Raw genomic sequence first — 19551 nt, forward strand, 5'->3', positions numbered from 1 at the left:
GATTTGTTTTTTGCTCACCCAGAGCCTGACTTAACAATTCCTACTTAGCGCCCCTTGCGGTTTAACAACAAATAAAGGGCTTCAGTTTCCAAAAGCCTTTCTGTTTATCTTTTCCTTTGTCATGCAGAGCGGAGTCGAAGCATTTACAAAGGCTTAATAACTAAAACAACCCCTCCAAATCTGCATCATCAGCAATATTCGGAAGTGTAACCTTCAATAAAGGTTCTGCTGCCATGGCGCGTTTAATGGCGAAAATAGCTTCGTCATTTCTAGCCCAGTTTCTGCGAGCAATACCATTGTTTACATCCCAATGCAACATTGATTTTAAGCGTCTGTCACTGTCGGCAGTGCCGTCTAGCATCATTCCAAAACCACCATTGATTACTTCACCCCAGCCTACGCCGCCACCATTGTGGATAGATACCCAAGTGGCACCTCTAAATGAATCTCCAATCACATTTTGAATGGCCATATCAGCCGTAAATTGTGATCCATCATAAATATTGGATGTTTCTCTATAAGGAGAATCTGTACCGGAAACATCGTGGTGATCTCTTCCCAAAATAATGGGAGCAGACAATTCACCAGAAGCAACAGCTTTATTAAACGCTTCAGCAATCTTCATTCTTCCTTCTGCATCGGCATATAGAATTCGAGCTTGCGAACCCACCACCATTTTATTTTCACCTGCAGCTTTGATCCAAGTGATGTTGTCTTGCATCTGCTGAGTGATTTCAGGTGGTGAAGTTTTAGCCATTTTTTCCAATACTTCTGTCGCAATTCGGTCGGTTATTTCTAAATCTTTTGGGTCGTTTGAAGCACAAACCCATCTAAAAGGACCGAATCCGTAGTCAAAACACATTGGCCCAAGAATGTCTTGAACATATGATGGATATTTAAAGTCGACTTTGTTTTTCATCACATCAGCTCCTGCTCTGGATGCTTCCAATAAAAATGCATTTCCATAATCGAAAAAATACATGCCTTTTGCTGATAATTTATTAATCGCTGCAGCGTGTCTTATCAATGTGTCTTGAATGGCGGTTTTAAATGCTTTCGGCTCTTCCGCCATCATTCGGTTGGCTTCTTCAAAACTCATTCCTGCAGGGTAATATCCACCTGCCCAAGGGTTGTGCAATGAAGTTTGATCTGAACCCAAATCGACATGAAAATCTTCTTTGACTAATTTCTCCCACAAGTCTACAATGTTGCCTTGGTAAGCCAATGAAACGGCTTCTTTATTGTTCTGAGCTTGTTTGGTTCGAGCTAGTAATTCATCCAAATCGGTGAACACTTCATCTACCCAACCTTGGCTGTGTCTGGTATGTGTCGCTTTTGGATTCACTTCTGCAGTAATACTCACCGCACCTGCAATTTTAGCAGCCTTTGGTTGTGCACCCGACATGCCTCCTAAACCTGCAGTGATGAATAATTTCCCACCCAAACCTTCTCCGGGAATTTTAGCAATTTTTCGTCCTGCATTCAAAACAGTAATCGTAGTTCCATGCACAATCCCCTGTGGGCCAATGTACATAAAAGATCCGGCTGTCATCTGTCCATATTGACTTACGCCCAAAGCGTTGAATTTCTCCCAATCGTCTGGCTTACTGTAATTCGGAATCACCATACCGTTGGTCACTACCACTCTTGGTGCATCTTTATGTGATGGAAATAAACCCATCGGATGACCTGAGTATAATGCTAATGTTTGCTCGTCTGTCATCTCCGCCAAATATTTCATCGTTAGGCGATATTGCGCCCAGTTTTGAAATACAGCTCCATTTCCGCCGTAGGTTATTAGTTCATGTGGATGTTGAGCTACAGCGTAATCTAAGTTGTTGCTCAGCATGAGCATAATGCCGGCTGCTTGCTTCGATTGATGCGGAAAATCGGTAAATTTTCTTGCTTTTATCTCGTAATCCGGACGAAAGCGATACATGTATATTCGACCGTACGTTTTTAGTTCGTCAGCGAATTCTGCAGCCAATTCTTTATGTTGCTCTTTCGGAAAGTAACGCAATGCATTTTTTAGAGCTAACTTTTTCTCTTCCTGATTTAGAATTTCCTTTCGCTTAGGAGCGTGATTGATATTGGGATCATACTCTTTTTTTGCAGGAATTGATTGTGGTATTCCTTCTAAAACTGACTTTTTGAAATCTTCTAGTTGCATTGTACTCATTTCTGAAATCTTTTTTTGTTTGCTTTATTAAACCCATACGGACAATGTTTGCAACCATTTTTGCAACAATAGCCTCGCTTTAGGTGGTACTTTTCAGTAAAAACAATATACCCTTCTTTCGACGTATAATAGTCTTCTGGGTCTAGTTTATCAAAAGGTGAAAATCCATCCATAGGGTTCGTGTAATTTACAAAGTTAATCAACAACGCAGCAATTTGGAAACGAATTCGATTAACTTTGAGGAATGGTAAACGCTCAACAAACCGCTATTGTTCAAGAATTATTTTCTCCACTTTTTGAGGCGAAAAAAGTGCGTTTGTTTTTGCAACGAGATGATCTGTTGCATCCTGAAGTAAGTGGGAATAAATTCAGAAAGCTGAAATACAATATTCAAAATGCGATAGAGCAAGGTCACAAGACCATTCTCACCTTTGGAGGAGCTTATTCCAATCATATTGCATCAACTGCGGCAGCCGCTAAACTTTCTAATTTAAAATCAATAGGAATAATTAGAGGCGAAGAGCACCAACCTCTAAATGTGACACTTCAAACTGCGGTAAACAATGGCATGGAATTACATTACATTAGTAGAAGCGATTATAAACTAAAAGAAGATACCTCATTTTTAGAGGGATTGAAGGAGCAATTTGGGGATGTTTTTATAATTCCTGAAGGAGGAACCAATCATTTGGCATTAAAAGGAGTGGCTGAAATGAAAGCAGATTGGGACCAAGATTATGATTGTATTGCCACTCCTTTTGGAAGTGGAGGTACTGCAGCCGGAATTTATTCGGTGTTGGAGGAGCACCAACAATTACTCATTTTTTCTGCACTAAAAGGAGATAAGGTAGGTGATGAGTTTACCTCAATATTGACGAATAATGAAATCGTTGACAAGGCAAACTGGACGATGTTCAATCAATATCATTTTGGCGGTTATGCCAAAGTGAAACCAGAATTAGTTGATTTTGTGAATGCTTTTAAAAGAGATCATCAGGTTCAATTGGATTTAATCTACAACGGTAAAATGCTCTTCGGATTAACAGACTTGATTCAAAAGGACTATTTCTCATCTGGTACTAAAATTTTAGCCATTCATACGGGTGGTTTGCAGGGCAATAAAGGAATGGAAGAGCGACTCGGGTTAGAGTTGCATTAGAGTTAATAATTGACTGTTAATATCTTGTTCATTTTGCTCAATTTTTCAGCTACAACTACGTTTAAATTTGTAAATTAATCTTATTAACACCAGTTGATAACATGCGTAGTTTACTATTTACATTTACTTTTTTATTGTCCACTCTACTATTTGCGCAAGCCGGATCCAAGCGAATGACTCGAGCCGAGTATATTGCTGCATATAAAGATGATGCCATTGAAGAGATGCAACGAACAGGAATTCCTGCGAGCATTACATTGGCGCAAGGAATTTTAGAATCAGGAGATGGAAATAGTGCGTTGGCGCGGTACGCCAAAAATCATTTTGGGATTAAATGCCATTCAGATTGGAAAGGACCAACCTTTACAATGGATGATGACGCCAAGGACGAATGTTTTAGAAAGTATAAAAAGGTAATCGAAAGCTATAAAGATCATTCTGCATTCCTAACAGGGAGAAATAGATATGCGTTTCTATTCGAATTAAAAATTACCGACTACAAAGGGTGGGCAAAAGGATTAAAAAAAGCGGGTTATGCCACTAATCCCAAATATCCTGATTTGTTAATTGGAATCATTGAAAAGAGTGAGTTGTACAAATACGATGATCCCAAAGCCCACAAAAAAGACCAAAAACAATTGGCTGATAAGAAAGAGAGTAAATCAAAAACGAATAGAGGTTCATCAGCTTATACTAGCAAGAATGGAAATCATAAAGTCGCTACCCACGATAACAATATCAAGTATGTTATCGCAAAATCTGGTGATGATTTGGAGGCTATTGCTGATGAATTCAATATGGGATTGTGGCAAATTACAAAATACAACGACTTAGAAGAAACGGATTCGCCTGAATTGGGTGACATTATTTACCTGCAACCTAAGAGAGGTCGAGCAAAGAAGGATATTCATATTGTTAATTCAGGAGAAACCTTATTGGAGATTTCGCAGATGCATGGCGTAAAACTCAAAAAGCTGTGGAAACGAAATCGAGTAAATGAAGGCTATAAGCCAAAAGCCGGAGAGAAAATTTATCTGAATAAGAAGAAACCTAATTAATTTAGCAATGTAACAATTGTTTAATGAATCAATTTAGCAATTAATCAATGTAATTCTGTGTGCTCCTTTGCGTTCCTGCCTGCCGCAGGCATGGCTTTGCGATAATCTCCGTGCTCTTCGTGGTTAATTTTAAGAGCTGTAAGTAGAATAACCTAGAGCGATTGTAATTACATCAACATGTAACCTTCCGGGTCATTTTCCTATCATTAACGTTACTATTAACGATATGTGAACACTACAGGTTTAAGAATTCCAAAAAGCAGTATTTAATTTAAATATTATTTGGTATAATCTTCGAAAATTTTAGGGTTCTTAGTGGTTAAATAGTACAAATATTATCAACTTCAATCTCGCTCTTTCCCCTAAAACCATTATTTTTGAAGAATGGTAGAAACGTTGAGGTTTGCAGCTATTGATATTGGTTCTAATGCGATTCGGTTGTTATTTAGTAATGTTTACGAAACCCAAAGTGGACCAATAATTAAGAAAGCCTCACTGATTCGCATCCCAATCCGACTAGGGGAAGACTCTTTTAACCTCAATAGAATTACCGAAGAAAAAGAAGAAAAGCTCATCAAAAGTATGTTGGCGTTTCGGAATTTGATGGAAGCATATGATGTTGTTTCCTATAAAGCGTGCGCCACATCTGCAATGCGTGACGCCGAGAATGGGCCTGATGTCATCAAGAGAATTTTCAAGAAGTCGGGTGTGCAATTGAACATTATTGATGGAGAGTCTGAAGCAGAGTTAATCTTTCAAACTCATATTGCGGATGCTTTGGATACTTCTAAAACATACCTTTATATGGATGTTGGTGGAGGTAGCACCGAGTATACTGTTTTCAAAGATGGTGCTAAATTGATTGCTCGTTCTTTTAACGTTGGAACCATTCGATTGAGAGATAATATCGTGAAAGAAGGGGTTTGGGAAGAGATGAATAGCTGGCTCAAGGTGGTCGGCAAAAAGTTTGACCCGGATTTGGTGATTGGTTCAGGAGGAAACATCAATAAGTTGTTTAAATTAAGCGAACTGCCCCCGATGAAGGTTTTAAAGAATGCAAAACTGAAGCATTTAAAAGAGCATTTAGAATCTTTTACTTTGGAAGATCGGATTGAAATCCTTGGGCTTCGTCCAGATAGAGCAGATGTTATTATTCCTGCGGCAAATCTCTTTCTAAATACGTTGAAACAAGTTAAAATTTCAGGAATTTTAGTTCCTAAAGTGGGGTTGGCCGATGGTATAATACACCAACTTTACCACGATTATAAAGCCCAAAATGGCTAATTTTTGATGAAGTACTTTGCAATTGTTTTCTTTTCTTTCCTACCGGTTTCCATTTTTTCTCAAATCGTAAATATAGAAGACCAGCGTCAGAATGCACCTGAAATGGGGTTTAGTGGTCAGGCTGATTTTAATTTCAATATCAATAAAAATACTTCTGTTCTTTATCAATTAGGCAATCGGATTCAAGCACGTTATCGGAAAGCGGAGCATTTGTTTTTGTTCTTCAATGAAATTAATTTGGTGAAAGCCGATGGAGAAAATTTTGTGAATGGTGGATTTCAGCATTTGCGATACAATAAAATTGTAAGCGATAAGTTTCGGTGGGAAGCGTTTACACAAAGTCAATACAATGGTGTTCAGAAAATTGATTGGAGGTATTTGTTAGGGGTTGGGCCTCGATATACATTGCTCGATTCAGACTCTTTAGCCATCAATACTGGATTGCTTACAATGTTTGAATACGAGCAACTAAAAGAGGGATTAGGGTCTGAAGCGACAGTTAGACTAAGTGCCTATTTGTCTTTTAAATATGACATTACAAAAAATGTAAACCTAAGTAGTACGACCTACTACCAGCCTAAGATTTGGAATTTTAAAGATTATCGATTGTCAAATGAAACCACCTTTAATATTGGTCTGACGGATAAATTATCGCTCAAAGTGATCTATACATTGATTTACGATTCTCGTCCAGCTTTTGAAATTCCAGAGACCATTTATGTCTTAAAGAATGCGATTTCCTATAAGTTTTAAGTAGTAATTTTTTGAGCTGCTAAAACTCCTTTTTTGATAGAGTCAGCTACAGATACTCCGTGGATGTAGTTTCCAATTATCTGATAATTTGGATTGTCTAAACAGAATTTAGCTTCCTCAGTTACTAGGTTTTCATGGCCTAAATTATATTGAGGAATTCCTTTTTCCCATTTGATGTAATTCACCAACTCTGGTTCGCCAGAAATTTCCATAATCTCAGCCAATTCAGTTTTGATCTTTTCGATCAATGCCTCTTTTGGTAGTTGGGTCAATTCTGGTGATCGAGCGCCTCCGATTATAATCGCGAATAAATCTTTGTCTTTCGGCGCATTGTGTGGGAAAAATCGATTGATAAACAAGACGCCCAAAAAGCTTTTCTTTTCCAATATTCGAGTTAATATCCCAAATCCTGCGGTTTGATTTTTGACTTGTTTTTTATTGTATCCAAGATGTATGGCAACTGTAGGAGCGTAATAAACTTGTTCTAATTGTTCAGTGAAACGGGGGTGGACTTCCTTCCAAAACTGAGCTTCAACATAGGCTGGCAATCCACTAATGATATGATCCACTTCCAATTGATGTTGTTGCTCATTTTTGGTATAATGAATTCGATATCCGTTTTCTAATTGCTGAATGGAATTAACCGATGAATTTAACTGTAGTCGATCACCTAGTTTCGATTGAATTAATTCGGGAATCGTTCTTAACCCTTCCTTGAAGCTAATCATCTTTTGCTTTGGCAGTTCCTGCTGTCTGGGGTCGGATTTCCTTTCTTTCATCGACTTCATCATTCCTTTGATGATGCTGCCGTGATTTTTTTCAGCATCCCACAATGCTTTCATAGAAAATTTAGCACTCATTTTTTCAGGGTCACCTGCATAAACTCCTGTAACAAATGGTGCAATTACATTGTCAAAAAGCGAGGTGCTGAATCGTCTTTTGCAGAATGAGGCCAATGATTCATCGGCAGAATATCTATTGGCTTTTCGGAATGGCTCTCTTAAAATAGTTGCAATTCCTCCCCAGCCAATCACTTTGTTTCCCAATAAGTTTCCAGGGCCTGATGGCAGAGCAATTGGCTTTTTTCCCATTAAAATGAACCGACTTTTAGCTGCGATTTCTTCCGGATAGATAATAGAACCGACCAAGTCTAAATCCTTCAATAAATCCAAGAACTCAGGATTATTAAGCATTACTGAATTAGGCCCTGTTTCTAGATGGTAACCTTCTTTGGTAGCAGTATTCATTAACCCGCCCACTTGGCTGGATTGCTCGATTACAGTCAATTCAATGTCTTCTCGAATTAAAAAATTAGCAGCACTTAATCCACTAATCCCTGCTCCTAAAACCGCTATTCTTTTCATTTTTTATCTTATTATTTACCCTAAATCATCTAAGAACAACTAAAATGCACTTAACAAAACCAAAGTTTAACCGCAAAGCCCACAAAGATTTCGCAAAGTTCGCTAAGTGAAGAATACCAATTGATTTAACTTTTTTCCTCTAGCAGCGCAGCGGTCTAACATCTAACTTCTAAAAGCGAAGCGTTCTTCCCCCTAAATCGTCATCGAAAACAACTGCGTCTGCGGTTTATTCCGAATCAATCTTACGTCAAAAGCCATACAAATATTTCGAATAAAAGGCTTGCCAGCTTCAGTTACTTTCAAGCTTTTGTCGCCCAATTCTAAGAATCCATCTTCAATCAATTCGGCTAAACGTGGAATACACTCATCTATAATTTCGTGGTAACTTTCTTCATCTGCCCATGAAGTTTCATAGTGACACATGATGTCTAAAATGTGCCTTCTGATGACTAAATCCTCTTCGGTTAGCTCATGCCCTCTGAAGATTGGAATTCTACCTTCTTCGATTATTTTATAGTATTCTTCTACGGTTTTTACATTTTGTGCAAACGCATACCAACTGTCACTAATGGAAGAAACTCCCAGTCCTATCATCAATTGAGTTTTGGATGCAGAGTAACCCATGAAATTTCGGTGCAACTCTTTGTTTTTCATGGAGACATACATATTGTCGGTTTCCAATGCAAAGTGATCCATGCCTATTTCTTTGTAGCCAGAATCCAATAGTAACTGATAGCCAATTTCGTATAATTCACGCTTCTCATCATCTTTTGGAAGATCTGCTTCATCATATCCGCGCTGACCGTTTCCTTTAATCCACGGCACGTGGGCGTAACTATAATAAGCTATTCGATCTGGCTTTAATTCTCTTACTTTATTGATGGTATCAATGATGCTGTCTTTTGTTTGGTGTGGCAATCCATAAACCAAATCAAAACTGGTTGATGTAAAGCCTGCTTCTCGGGTATTCTTTGTCACCTCTTCTACCACTTCAAATGGCTGAACTCGGTTGATTGTTTTTTGAACCTTCGGATCAAAATCCTGAACCCCGTAACTAGCTCGATTGAAGCCCAGGTCATTCATCACTTTCAAGTGTTCCATCTTCGTGTTGTTCGGATGGCCTTCAAAGCTGTATGAATGATCTTTTGGAATAATTCCTTTTGAGGTCAATCCCAAAATTAGTTTCCTCAAGCTATCGGGACTGAAGAAAGTAGGAGTGCCGCCACCAAAATGAATCTCACTGATGATTGGTGTTTCTCCCAATAGCTCCAAATACAAATCCCATTCTTTTAAAACTGCGGTAATGTATGGGTCTTCCACTTCATGATTTTTTGTAATTCGTTTATTGCACCCACAGAAGGTGCATAAGCTTTCGCAAAATGGCAAGTGCACGTAAAGACTAATTCCTTCTTTAGCATTACTTTCATTAAATGATAGTTTCACCGACTTTTTCCAAGCGTCTAAGCTAATTCCAACTTCGTCCCAATATGGAACGGTCGGATAAGAGGTGTAGCGTGGTCCTGGAATATTGTATTTTGCGATAAGCGATTGAGCCATAATATTTCTTCGTTTTGATTCGTCAAATTTACGAAGAAAGGAAGACTAAGGTCGAGCAAAGTGGAAAAGACTTTTCTACTTCTTTTTTTGAATTAACCAGCTTACACCAGCTGAGATAAATCGATAATGTCTGAAGAAATCTCCATCTTCTAGATTTAAATTGCTTCCAATTGATAAGTCAATTTGAAGGTTGTCTTTGGCCAAGAATGTGACACCACCATTTAAATTGGATATGTAATCTATAGTTTGACTTCCACGACCTTCTCTTGCATATAAATACTCTTCAATAAATACGCTAAACCGTTCTTTAATTTTAATTGTAGCTGAAATGGATGCGAATACTTGATGGAATCCCTCTTCATAATAAGTATGACCTAAATTGTAACCTAGATTAACATTACCCCCTACTTTGTGTGAGATTAAAAGTCTATTGTTAATGCCAAAACTCTCACTACTAAATAAATTTGACCCTGTTGGAGTAGAAATGTGAGTTAACCAGCCTAATTTTAAACGTTTATCTTCTTTATTCAAAAGTTGGAACTTAAATCCAAGTTGAAGATCGCTTATTCCAGTATAGGTATTTGATTGAGTTCTGTCAAAGTTTGAGAATTTAAATTTTTCATCAAAGTGATTAATTTGAGTAACTAAACGGAATTCTATATTCTTTACAAAAGCATACCTAAATGTAGTTGTTGGCAAAGCAAATTGAAATGCTCTGTAGTTATCGATGCCTTTAATGGTAGACTTAGCAGCTGTCAAACCTGCTTCAATCTGAAATGCTCCTTTTGGTAAAACGATAGCACTCGTACCTTGTGTAGGTCGATCTGTATCGATGTTTTGGCCAATAGATAAAAAAGTAGATAGAATCGCAAGCGAAAGGAAAAATGCTTTTTTCATAGATTCAGAAGTTGAGGGTTGGAAATTAAGCGTAGTCTAACTGATAGTGTCCAAAGCTATTAAAATCTTTTTAATCTAAGACTTGAAAAGTGTAAATTTGTGTTCTTAAAATTCAAGAAATGATAGACGCGAAACCATATACACCAATAAATAAAGTTAGAATCGTAACTGCAGCTTCCTTGTTTGATGGACACGATGCAGCCATCAATGTGATGCGACGAATTATTCAAGCTACTGGCGTTGAGGTGATTCATTTAGGTCACGATAGAAGTGTGCAAGAGGTAGTAGATACCGCCATTCAGGAGGATGCCAATGCAATTGCAATGACTTCTTACCAAGGTGGGCACGTAGAGTATTTCAAATACATGCGTGATTTGTTGGTGGAAAATGGCGCAGGCCACATCAAATTATTCGGTGGTGGTGGAGGTGTAATTCTACCTGAAGAAATTAAAGAATTGCAAGAATATGGAATCGAACGAATCTACTCACCTGATGATGGCCGTTCTATGGGTTTGCAAGGAATGATTAACGATTTAGTTGAGCGTTCAGATTACCCCACAGGAAAAGACATTACGGATGAAGTCGATCATTTAAAATCGAAAAAGACAACGGCTATTGCTCGATTAATTTCTGCAGCTGAGAATTTCCCAGAAGAAAGCAAAGCGACTTTTGACAAAGTACATGAAATGGCTTCAAAAGTAAAGACACCAATTTTGGGAATCACTGGAACAGGTGGTTCTGGGAAGTCTTCTTTAGTGGATGAGTTGGTTCGTCGTTTCTTGTTGGATTTCGAAGATAAAACGATTGCAATTGTTTCAGTAGATCCTTCAAAAAGAAAGACTGGTGGAGCACTTTTAGGTGACAGAATAAGAATGAATGCCATTAAAAATGACCGAGTGTATATGCGATCGTTGGCGACGCGTCAGTCTAACTTGGCGTTGTCAAAATATGTAGCAGAAGCCATCTCTATCTTAAAAGCAGCTGAATATGATTTGATCATTTTGGAAACTTCAGGTATTGGTCAATCGGATACAGAAATCACTGATCACTCTGATGTGAGTTTATATGTGATGACACCTGAATTTGGTGCAGCTACTCAATTAGAAAAGATTGATATGTTGGATTTTGCAGACTTAGTGTCGATCAATAAATTCGACAAAAGAGGAGCTTTAGATGCGTTGAGAGATGTAAAAAAACAATTCAGACGCAACCACTTGATGTGGGAAGAGGATGATAAAGATATTCCTGTTTTTGGAACAATCGCTTCACAATTTAACGATCCCGGTACGAATCAATTGTACCGAACTTTAATGGCGAAAATAGAGTCGGTTACTAAAGCAGGATTAAATTCTAGTTTGGAGATTACTGACGAGATGTCTGAAAAGATTTTCATTATTCCTCCGAGTCGAGTTCGTTATTTGTCTGAAATTTCTGAGAACAATAGAAGTTACGATAAGTGGGTTGAAGCCCAAGCAAACGTAGCAGAACAATTATATGGATTACACAACTCTATTCAAACGATTAAGGATTCGTCTATGGATGATAAAGATCGTTTAGTAAAAGGATTGCAAGAGTCTTTTGAAACGGTAAAGTTGGAGCTAGACCCTAAGAATTGGTTGCTGCTAGAAGAGTGGGAAGCCAAGAAAGAAAAATACAAGCAGCCCATTTTTACCTTTAAAGTAAGGGATAAAGAGTTAAAACTGAAAACGCACACCACTTCGCTTTCTCATTCTGAGATTCCAAAAGTAGCGTTGCCCAAGTATCGTTCTTGGGGAGATATTTTGAAGTGGAATTTACAAGAGAATGTTCCTGGAGAGTTTCCATACACAGCGGGTTTATTCCCATTTAAGCGTGAAGGGGAAGATCCAACGCGAATGTTTGCAGGTGAAGGTGGTCCGGAAAGAACCAATAGAAGGTTTCACTATGTGTCACTTTCTATGCCAGCTAAGCGGTTATCAACGGCTTTTGACTCGGTAACTTTATACGGAAATGATCCTGCTTACCGCCCTGATATTTATGGAAAGATTGGGAATGCAGGTGTTTCTATTTGCTGCTTGGACGATGCTAAGAAATTGTATTCAGGATTTAATTTGTCGGATCCAATGACTTCGGTTTCTATGACCATTAACGGTCCTGCGCCGATGTTGTTAGGTTTCTTCATGAATACAGCCATCGATCAGCAGTGTGAGTTTTACATCAAAGAGCATGGATTAGAAGAAGAGGTAGAAGCAAAAATTGCCAAAATCTACAAAGATAAAGGGACGGCTCGACCTAAATATCAAGGTCCATTGCCTGAAGGGAATGACGGATTGGGTTTAATGCTATTGGGTGTCTCTGGTGACCAAGTGTTACCAGCAGATGTGTATGCAGAGATTAAAAAATCAACGCTAACGAAGGTTAGAGGAACCGTTCAAGCAGATATACTAAAAGAAGATCAAGCGCAGAATACCTGTATTTTTTCTACAGAATTTGCATTGCGATTAATGGGAGATGTGCAGGATTATTTCATTCGTGAAAACGTACGGAATTTCTACTCGGTTTCTATTTCAGGGTATCACATTGCTGAAGCGGGAGCTAACCCAATTACACAATTGGCATTTACCATTGCAAACGGATTTACTTATGTAGAATACTACTTAAGTCGAGGAATGGACATCAATAAATTTGGTCCAAACTTATCGTTCTTTTTCTCCAATGGGATCGATCCAGAATATGCAGTAATTGGCCGTGTGGCTCGAAGAATATGGAGTAAAGCACTAAAAAATAAATACGGAGCGAATGCAAGAGCACAAATGTTGAAATACCACATTCAAACCTCAGGTCGTTCGTTGCATGCTCAGGAGATTGATTTTAATGATATTAGAACAACTCTTCAAGCGCTTTATGCGATTTATGATAACTGTAATTCATTGCATACGAATGCATACGATGAAGCAATTACCACTCCTACAGAAGAAAGTGTAAGACGCGCCATGGCGATTCAGTTAATCATCAACCGTGAGTTAGGTTTAGCGAAAAATGAAAATCCATTGCAAGGGTCATTCATCATCGAAGAATTAACAGAATTAGTGGAAGAAGCGGTTTTGACAGAATTTGACCGAATCACCGAAAGAGGTGGCGTATTAGGTGCCATGGAAACCATGTATCAGCGAAGCAAAATACAAGAGGAAAGTTTGTATTATGAAGGATTGAAACATTCTGGTGAGTTTCCAATTATTGGAGTAAATACCTTCTTGAGTTCAAAAGGTTCTCCTACTGTTTTGCCGAGAGAAGTTATTCGAGCAACGAAAGAAGAGAAAGTATACCAAATTGAAATGGTAGAAGCTTTGCAAACTAAGAACGCAGATCGTTCCGAGAAGCTATTACGTGAGCTGCAGGAAAAAGCCATTGCCAATGAGAATCTGTTTGAAGAGTTGATGGAAGTAACCAAATATTGCTCATTGGGTCAGATAACCCATTCATTATTTAATGTGGGTGGACAGTATAGAAGAAATATGTAAAATAAAAAAGTAGCAATTTAGAACGCGATTTATCGCGTTCTTTTTGTTTGTAGACATTTTTAAAATTTGAAAAATGAAGAAAATAATAGTTGTAGCAATAGTTGGTCTGGGCTTGGCGGCTTGTCAATCCAAATCGACTGAAAACAATGAGCAGGGTGAAGTGAAAGAGGTGGAACAAGTAAAGGATACATCAACTTTCTACTATTCAATAGAGAAAGCACATAATGCCGATAAGTGGCATTCTCAAGAAGTGTTTAAAGCCAATTTCAACTTGGTTTTTGGTGGAAATGTGAGATTTGATGGCGTGCTGTATACTACTCCAAATGGAGGAAAGTCAAGATTAGAGGCAAAAGACGGAAGAGTGATGATTTTTGATGGTCAAAACGCCTACATCAGTCCAGATACATCGAGTTATCAAAAAACGAGGTTTGATGTATTGACATGGCCTTACTTTTTAACTGCACCATATAAGTTGTCAGATCCTGGGACAAATATCGAGAAGCAAGGAAGCCGGAAGTTAGCTGATGTTGCTTTTGAGGCCGCTAAACTCACTTTTGGAGAAAATATTGGCGATGCGCCAGATGATTGGTATGTTCTTTATAAAGATCAGACTTCAAATTTGCTTTCTGGAATGGCTTACATCGTTACCTATGGGAAGGACTTGGAGAAGGCAAACTCAGATCCACATTGCATTACCTATGAAAATTTCGTTGACTTCGATGGAATTCCAATGGCTACGACCTGGAATTTTTGGACATGGAATGAAGCCGGAGAGTTGAATAAACTGCTAGGAACAGCTACTTTGAGTTATTTTGAATCGGTAAAAATGGCCCCTAATTTGTTTAGCAAAAGTGAAAATTCCCGCTTAGCTCCGCTACCAAGCGTGGAATAATTCAAAAGAAATAGTATTTTTAGCTAAACTTAAAAGAAGAAAGATGAAAATTAAATTAATTATGTTGACTTTTTTCGCCTCCATTTTTGCTGTTTCAGCATATGCACAAGGCGACATTTTCGGAAAATGGAAAACCATTGATGACGAAACAGGGAAACCAAAATCCATAGTAGAAATTTACAAGAAAGATGGCAAGGCCTATGGAAAAATTGTAAAGTTATTCCGTGAGCCAGGAGAAGATCAAGATCCAATTTGCGATAAATGTGAAGACTCAAGAAAAGATAAAAAAATAATCGGAATGACCATCATTACAGGTATGGAATTCGATAAAGATGACAATGAATGGGATGACGGTGAAATCTTAGATCCTAAAAAAGGCACCATTTACGATTGTAAATTGTGGCTAGAAGATGGCGATTTACAAGTTAGAGGTTATATTGCTTTCTTCTTTAGAACGCAAACTTGGAAACGAGTAGAGTAAACAAGACATTAGATGTTCTAAAAAAGGGGAAACTGATTCATTCAGTTTCCCCTTTTTTTATAAACTGCATTTGAAATGTAATTCCCGAAATAACTATTCTTCGATTGTAAGTGAAAATGACTGGGGTTAAAATGTTGCGAATAATCTTCAATTCGATTAGTAGTAATATTTGTGGTCAATTTTAGAAATTGAAACATAGCAAATTCAATTCCCTTTTGCCACCAATTTTGAGCAACATTAAAGTCGGCATACAGCCATAATCCTTCCTCTTTTAGATGAGAATTTAATTTGATGAACACTGCTTCTCGATCTAAAGCTTTGAATAAGTCTAAAAAGAAAAAGGTGCAAATCACATCGAATTTCTCATTGGGAATATCCTTTTCTGTTCCTTGAATAAACCTAGTTGTTTTTAGGGTGGATTGCTTTTTAGAACTGCGAATCATTTCCGAAGAAGGATCAATATAGGTTATGGAAAGTTGAGGTCTGAGTTGCTCAATTGCCTTGAGCGTTTTTCCAGTTCCTCCTCCTATGAATAGCAATTTCCCTCTTTCCGGTAATTTAGAAAGGAGTTCTTTCTGAGCTTTCAAAACTTGTCCTCGAAATACCAAGTTGGTGATGAAATCATAAATGGGCGCAAGTGTGTTGTAGTTATTTTTAGACATAAAAAAAGCTCCTGAAATATCAGGAGCTAAGGTATATTTATTTTGAGGGTTATTATTTAATACCCTGCTTTTTTGATTTTAATTGATCTACATTGTTATCTGAGCTATTGATTTTTTCTTCTAACTTTTTCAGTTCTTTTTTATTTTCTTCAATCTGTTCAGCCTTTTCTTTATTCTCTTTGGTCATTTTTTCAATGTCCTTTTTGTTGTCTTCTATATCCTCATTCAAATCTTTGTTTTTGTCGGTCAATTTTGATTTGTCCTTTTTTAAATCTCCACTTAAGTCAACCGCATCTTCTAATTTGTCTTCATAATATTCCCCTAAATATCCGTTCAAGAAATCTTGAAAGAGGGTTCTCATATTTGAGAATGCTGCTCCATCTGAGGTAGGGGTGATGTATAAATCATATCCTTTTCTAGCAAATAATGACATTTGTGTTCCACCATCTTTGTTTTCTTTGAAAGCGCTGTATAAGTCGATTTGAACATCTGTGATGGCAACAACTTTAGATTGTTCTACAGCATAAAAATCTCCGTCTCGTTTTAACTTTACATCGTGCTGCTTTTTTAAAAACTTCTTAAAAGCCTTCCTTGTATCTTTCGGCTCAGGTGCAATCTCCACTTCTAATGAAGTTTCGCTTTTATCGTTGTGATAAGCCGTAGATTGAATAATAGAATATGTTTGAGCACTTAAGCTCAATGATGCAAATGAAATTAATATTAGTGCAAGTCTTTTCATGTTATCTCTGTGTGTTTATTTGGTTATTATTAATCTAAATATAGTCAATTGATATGCCGTAACGGTTAAAAAACAACAATTTTTATACATTTGTGTTCCAAATTAGATACATGTTAAACAATAAGAAGGTGGTAGTGGTAATGCCTGCCTACAATGCTTCAAAAACTTTAGACCGCACTTTTTCAGAAATTCCTTTTCCATTGGTGGATGAAGTTATTTTGGTGGACGACAATAGTTCTGATGATACCTATCTAAAAGCAAAAGAGTTAGGAATAAAGCATGTCATTAAGCACGAGCAAAATAAAGGATACGGTGGCAATCAAAAAACCTGTTATAACACAGCTTTAGGTTTGGGTGCTGACATCATTATTATGGTGCATCCAGATTATCAATATACCCCAAAGTTAATTCCGGCTATGGCTGAAATGTTGACCTGTGGATTGTATGACGTGGTCTTAGGTTCGCGGATTCTGGGTACTGGTGCACTCAAAGGAGGCATGCCTTTCTACAAATACTTCGCAAATCGAGTTCTGACCTTCACTCAAAATCTATTGGTAGGAGCGAAGCTTTCAGAATACCATACTGGATATCGCGCTTTTACCAAAGAGGCTATTCAGTCAATTAACATTAAAAATAATTCTGATAATTTCATTTTCGACAATCAAATGCTCTCTCAATTATTGATGAAAGGGTACGAAATTGCGGAAGTGACCTGCCCTACAAAATATTTTGAAGATGGCTCATCCATTAATTTTAAGAACAGTTCAATATATGGATTGGGTGTGCTAAAGGTGAGTATTCAGCACCGATTAAAATTAATGGGGATCTACACTGCGAAAATCTATCGTTAAAGCAGTCGCAGCTGTCCTTGTTATCCCCATTTTGAAATCTTAATTTCGCATACTATTTACGATATAAAATTAAAATTTTAAGATATGTCAAATGCCATTTTTAAAACGCCGATTGCTATCAATGAGCCAATTCTAAGTTATGCTCCTGGTTCAGCAGAGCGAAAAGAATTACAAGAAACAGTAGCGAAAATGAAAGCTGCGCCTGTAGATGTGCCAATGTACATTGGAGGAAAGGAAGTAAAAACTGGGAATACAGTGAGTATGCATCCTCCTTATGACCATCAACATAATTTGGGTCAGTTTCATAAAGGAGACAAATCGCATGTAAAAATGGCGATTGATGCAGCGTTGGAAGCGAAAGAATCTTGGGCAAATACATCATGGGAGCACAGAGCTTCTGTGTTTTTAAAAGCAGCGGAATTAATTGCAGGTCCATATAGAGCAAAATTGAATGGTGCAACTATGTTGGCCCAATCAAAAAATGCATTTCAAGCAGAAATTGATTCAGCTTGCGAAATCATTGATTTCTTCAGATACAATGTGCAGTTCATGCGTCAAATTTATACCGAGCAACCAGAGTCAGGTGTAGGTGTTTGGAATAAATTGGAATACCGACCATTAGAGGGTTTTGTGTTTGCTTTGACTCCGTTTAACTTTACAGCGATAGCAGGAAACTTGCCTGCAGCTCCTGCAATGATGGGAAATACAGTAGTTTGGAAGCCAGCCGATACGCAAATTTATTCTGCAAGAGTGATCATGGAAATTTTAATCGAAGCGGGCTTGCCTGCTGGGGTGATTAACTTAGTGTATGTAGATGGTCCAGAAGCAGGAGATGTTATTTTTGGTCACAAAGATTTTGCTGGAATTCACTTTACAGGATCTACTAAAGTTTTTGAAAATATTTGGAAAACAATCGGTAACAATATCTCGACCTATAAGAGTTACCCAAGAATAGTTGGAGAAACAGGTGGTAAAGATTTTATCATTGCTCATGAATCTGCAAATCCTATTCAAATAGCCACTGGTATTTCAAGAGGTGCATTTGAGTTCCAAGGGCAAAAATGTTCAGCAGCTTCTAGAGCCTATATTCCTTCAAGCCTATGGCCTGCAGTGAAAGAGAAATTGGTTGCAGATGTGAAGTCCTTCAAAATGGGTTCTCCTGAAGACTACTCTAATTTTGTAAACGCAGTAATTAGCGAGAAAGCATTTGATAGCATTGCGAGTTATATTGATGGGGCTAAAAATTCGCCTGATGCAGAAATTATTGCAGGTGGTGGATATGACAAATCAAAAGGATATTTCATAGAACCAACAGTAATTGTTGCAAAAGATCCAAAATTTACTACGATGTGTGAAGAGATTTTTGGACCAGTAATTACCATCTTTGTATACGATGAAAAAGATTTCGAAGCAACCTTGGATTTAGTAGATGACAATGCATATGCATTAACAGGTGCTATTTTTGCAAAAGATAGAATTGTAATCGAGCACATGTGTAAGCGATTGGTTAATGCAGCCGGTAATTTCTACATTAACGATAAGCCAACAGGCGCTGTTGTAGGTCAACAGCCATTTGGTGGAGCTAGAAAATCTGGTACGAATGATAAAGCTGGAGCAATGCAAAACTTAATGCGCTGGGTTTCTTCTCGTACAATGAAAGAAACTTTCGTAACTCCTGTAGATTATAAATATCCATTCTTAGGATAATCCAATTAGAAGAAAAACTAACAAACGCCTGTTAAGATTTTAGCAGGCGTTTTTTTTTAGGATACAACTTTATGATTAGTTTTGGATAGATGAATAAGCTCTGGAAAAAAATACCACCAATCTTTAGAAATAAGTATGTGTTTACGTTTATCGTATTCATTGTGTGGTTGTCATTTTTTGATCAAAACAATTGGATCGCTCAAATGCAATATCAGTTTGAATTAAACAAACTAGACAATGAGCGGAAGTTTTATGAAGAAGAAATTAAAATTGTCACTCAAGATTTAAAGGAATTACAAACCAATCCTAAATCCTTGGAGAAGTTTGCGCGTGAAAAATACCTCATGAAAAAAGACAACGAAGAGGTGTTTGTATTGATTGAGGAAGATTGAAATTAATTTATCAATAAGTAAATAAAACAATGTATCAATAACAGATTGCCTCGCAATCTCAATAAAACATCAAACA

17 protein-coding genes are annotated in these 19551 nt (G+C 37.5%); 10 read left to right on the forward strand and 7 right to left on the reverse strand.

The annotated features are described in order from the left end of the window. Positions 1 to 160: 160 nt before the first annotated feature. Both ACTB0X_RS05605 and ACTB0X_RS05610 read right to left on the reverse strand, forming a co-directional pair. Positions 161 to 2170, reverse strand: coding sequence for a urocanate hydratase (locus ACTB0X_RS05605; protein WP_463024129.1), 2010 nt, complete (start codon positions 2168 to 2170; stop codon positions 161 to 163). Between the two features lie 5 nt (positions 2171 to 2175). Further along, positions 2176 to 2352 carry a DUF5522 domain-containing protein gene (locus ACTB0X_RS05610; RefSeq protein WP_463024130.1) on the reverse strand — a complete coding sequence of 59 codons (177 nt, stop codon included), beginning with the start codon at positions 2350 to 2352 and terminating at the stop codon, positions 2176 to 2178. Between the two features lie 71 nt (positions 2353 to 2423). Between ACTB0X_RS05610 and ACTB0X_RS05615 the strand changes: the two genes are divergently transcribed. The 4 genes from ACTB0X_RS05615 (at position 2424) to ACTB0X_RS05630 (ending at position 6433) form a co-directional block, all read left to right on the forward strand. Further along, the gene (locus ACTB0X_RS05615) at positions 2424 to 3338 is read left to right on the forward strand and encodes a 1-aminocyclopropane-1-carboxylate deaminase/D-cysteine desulfhydrase (RefSeq protein WP_463024007.1); all 915 of its coding nucleotides are present in this window, start codon (positions 2424 to 2426) and stop codon (positions 3336 to 3338) included. A gap of 101 nt (positions 3339 to 3439) precedes the next feature. Next, positions 3440 to 4396 (forward strand): glucosaminidase domain-containing protein, encoded by a 957-nt coding sequence (locus tag ACTB0X_RS05620; protein WP_463024008.1) that lies wholly within the window; start codon positions 3440 to 3442, stop codon positions 4394 to 4396. 384 nt (positions 4397 to 4780) lie between these two features. Continuing rightward, positions 4781 to 5680 carry a Ppx/GppA phosphatase family protein gene (locus tag ACTB0X_RS05625; RefSeq protein WP_463024009.1) on the forward strand — a complete coding sequence of 300 codons (900 nt, stop codon included), beginning with the start codon at positions 4781 to 4783 and terminating at the stop codon, positions 5678 to 5680. 6 nt (positions 5681 to 5686) lie between these two features. After that, a complete protein-coding gene (locus tag ACTB0X_RS05630; protein WP_463024010.1) occupies positions 5687 to 6433 on the forward strand; it encodes a DUF481 domain-containing protein in 747 nt (248 codons plus the stop codon). Here the strand turns inward: ACTB0X_RS05630 and hemG are convergent. The 3 genes from hemG to ACTB0X_RS05645 all read right to left on the reverse strand — a co-directional run bounded on the left by hemG (position 6430) and on the right by ACTB0X_RS05645 (position 10251). Next, positions 6430 to 7797: a protoporphyrinogen oxidase gene (hemG, locus tag ACTB0X_RS05635; protein ID WP_463024011.1), complete on the reverse strand. Its 1368-nt coding sequence runs from the start codon at positions 7795 to 7797 to the stop codon at positions 6430 to 6432. The genes ACTB0X_RS05630 and hemG overlap by 4 nt on opposite strands. Before the next feature lie 192 nt (positions 7798 to 7989). Continuing rightward, on the reverse strand, positions 7990 to 9354 hold the full coding sequence (gene hemN, locus ACTB0X_RS05640; protein ID WP_463024012.1) for an oxygen-independent coproporphyrinogen III oxidase: 1365 nt from the start codon (positions 9352 to 9354) through the stop codon (positions 7990 to 7992). A 75-nt stretch (positions 9355 to 9429) separates the two neighbouring features. Next, a complete protein-coding gene (locus ACTB0X_RS05645; protein ID WP_463024013.1) occupies positions 9430 to 10251 on the reverse strand; it encodes a transporter in 822 nt (273 codons plus the stop codon). Positions 10252 to 10370: 119 nt separating this feature from the next. Here ACTB0X_RS05645 and ACTB0X_RS05650 point away from each other — a divergent pair, with 119 nt between their 5' ends. From ACTB0X_RS05650 to ACTB0X_RS05660, 3 genes are all read left to right on the forward strand, one after another. Beyond that, positions 10371 to 13751, forward strand: a complete 3381-nt coding sequence (locus ACTB0X_RS05650) for a methylmalonyl-CoA mutase family protein (RefSeq protein ID WP_463024014.1) — start codon at positions 10371 to 10373, stop codon at positions 13749 to 13751. Positions 13752 to 13824: 73 nt separating this feature from the next. Beyond that, positions 13825 to 14643, forward strand: a complete 819-nt coding sequence (locus tag ACTB0X_RS05655; RefSeq protein ID WP_463024015.1) for a hypothetical protein — start codon at positions 13825 to 13827, stop codon at positions 14641 to 14643. A 43-nt stretch (positions 14644 to 14686) separates the two neighbouring features. Continuing rightward, positions 14687 to 15124, forward strand: coding sequence for a DUF2147 domain-containing protein (locus tag ACTB0X_RS05660; RefSeq protein ID WP_463024016.1), 438 nt, complete (start codon positions 14687 to 14689; stop codon positions 15122 to 15124). A gap of 41 nt (positions 15125 to 15165) precedes the next feature. On the opposite strand, the gene ACTB0X_RS05665 is transcribed toward ACTB0X_RS05660, so the two are convergent. Together ACTB0X_RS05665 and ACTB0X_RS05670 are read right to left on the reverse strand one after the other, a co-directional pair. Next, positions 15166 to 15786 (reverse strand): class I SAM-dependent methyltransferase, encoded by a 621-nt coding sequence (locus ACTB0X_RS05665; protein ID WP_463024017.1) that lies wholly within the window; start codon positions 15784 to 15786, stop codon positions 15166 to 15168. Positions 15787 to 15838: 52 nt separating this feature from the next. Then, the gene (locus ACTB0X_RS05670; RefSeq protein WP_463024018.1) at positions 15839 to 16525 is read right to left on the reverse strand and encodes a hypothetical protein; all 687 of its coding nucleotides are present in this window, start codon (positions 16523 to 16525) and stop codon (positions 15839 to 15841) included. Positions 16526 to 16635: 110 nt separating this feature from the next. On the opposite strand from ACTB0X_RS05670, the gene ACTB0X_RS05675 reads away from it, so the two are divergent. The 3 genes from ACTB0X_RS05675 to ACTB0X_RS05685 all read left to right on the forward strand — a co-directional run bounded on the left by ACTB0X_RS05675 (position 16636) and on the right by ACTB0X_RS05685 (position 19475). Next, positions 16636 to 17376 carry a glycosyltransferase family 2 protein gene (locus tag ACTB0X_RS05675; protein ID WP_463024019.1) on the forward strand — a complete coding sequence of 247 codons (741 nt, stop codon included), beginning with the start codon at positions 16636 to 16638 and terminating at the stop codon, positions 17374 to 17376. Positions 17377 to 17460: 84 nt separating this feature from the next. After that, entirely contained in the window at positions 17461 to 19083 is a 1623-nt protein-coding gene (pruA, locus tag ACTB0X_RS05680; RefSeq protein ID WP_463024020.1) for an L-glutamate gamma-semialdehyde dehydrogenase, read from the forward strand. Between the two features lie 89 nt (positions 19084 to 19172). Next, on the forward strand, positions 19173 to 19475 hold the full coding sequence (locus tag ACTB0X_RS05685) for an FtsB family cell division protein (RefSeq protein ID WP_463024021.1): 303 nt from the start codon (positions 19173 to 19175) through the stop codon (positions 19473 to 19475). Positions 19476 to 19551: the final 76 nt, after the last annotated feature.

Source organism: Acidiluteibacter sp. (assembly GCF_055129545.1).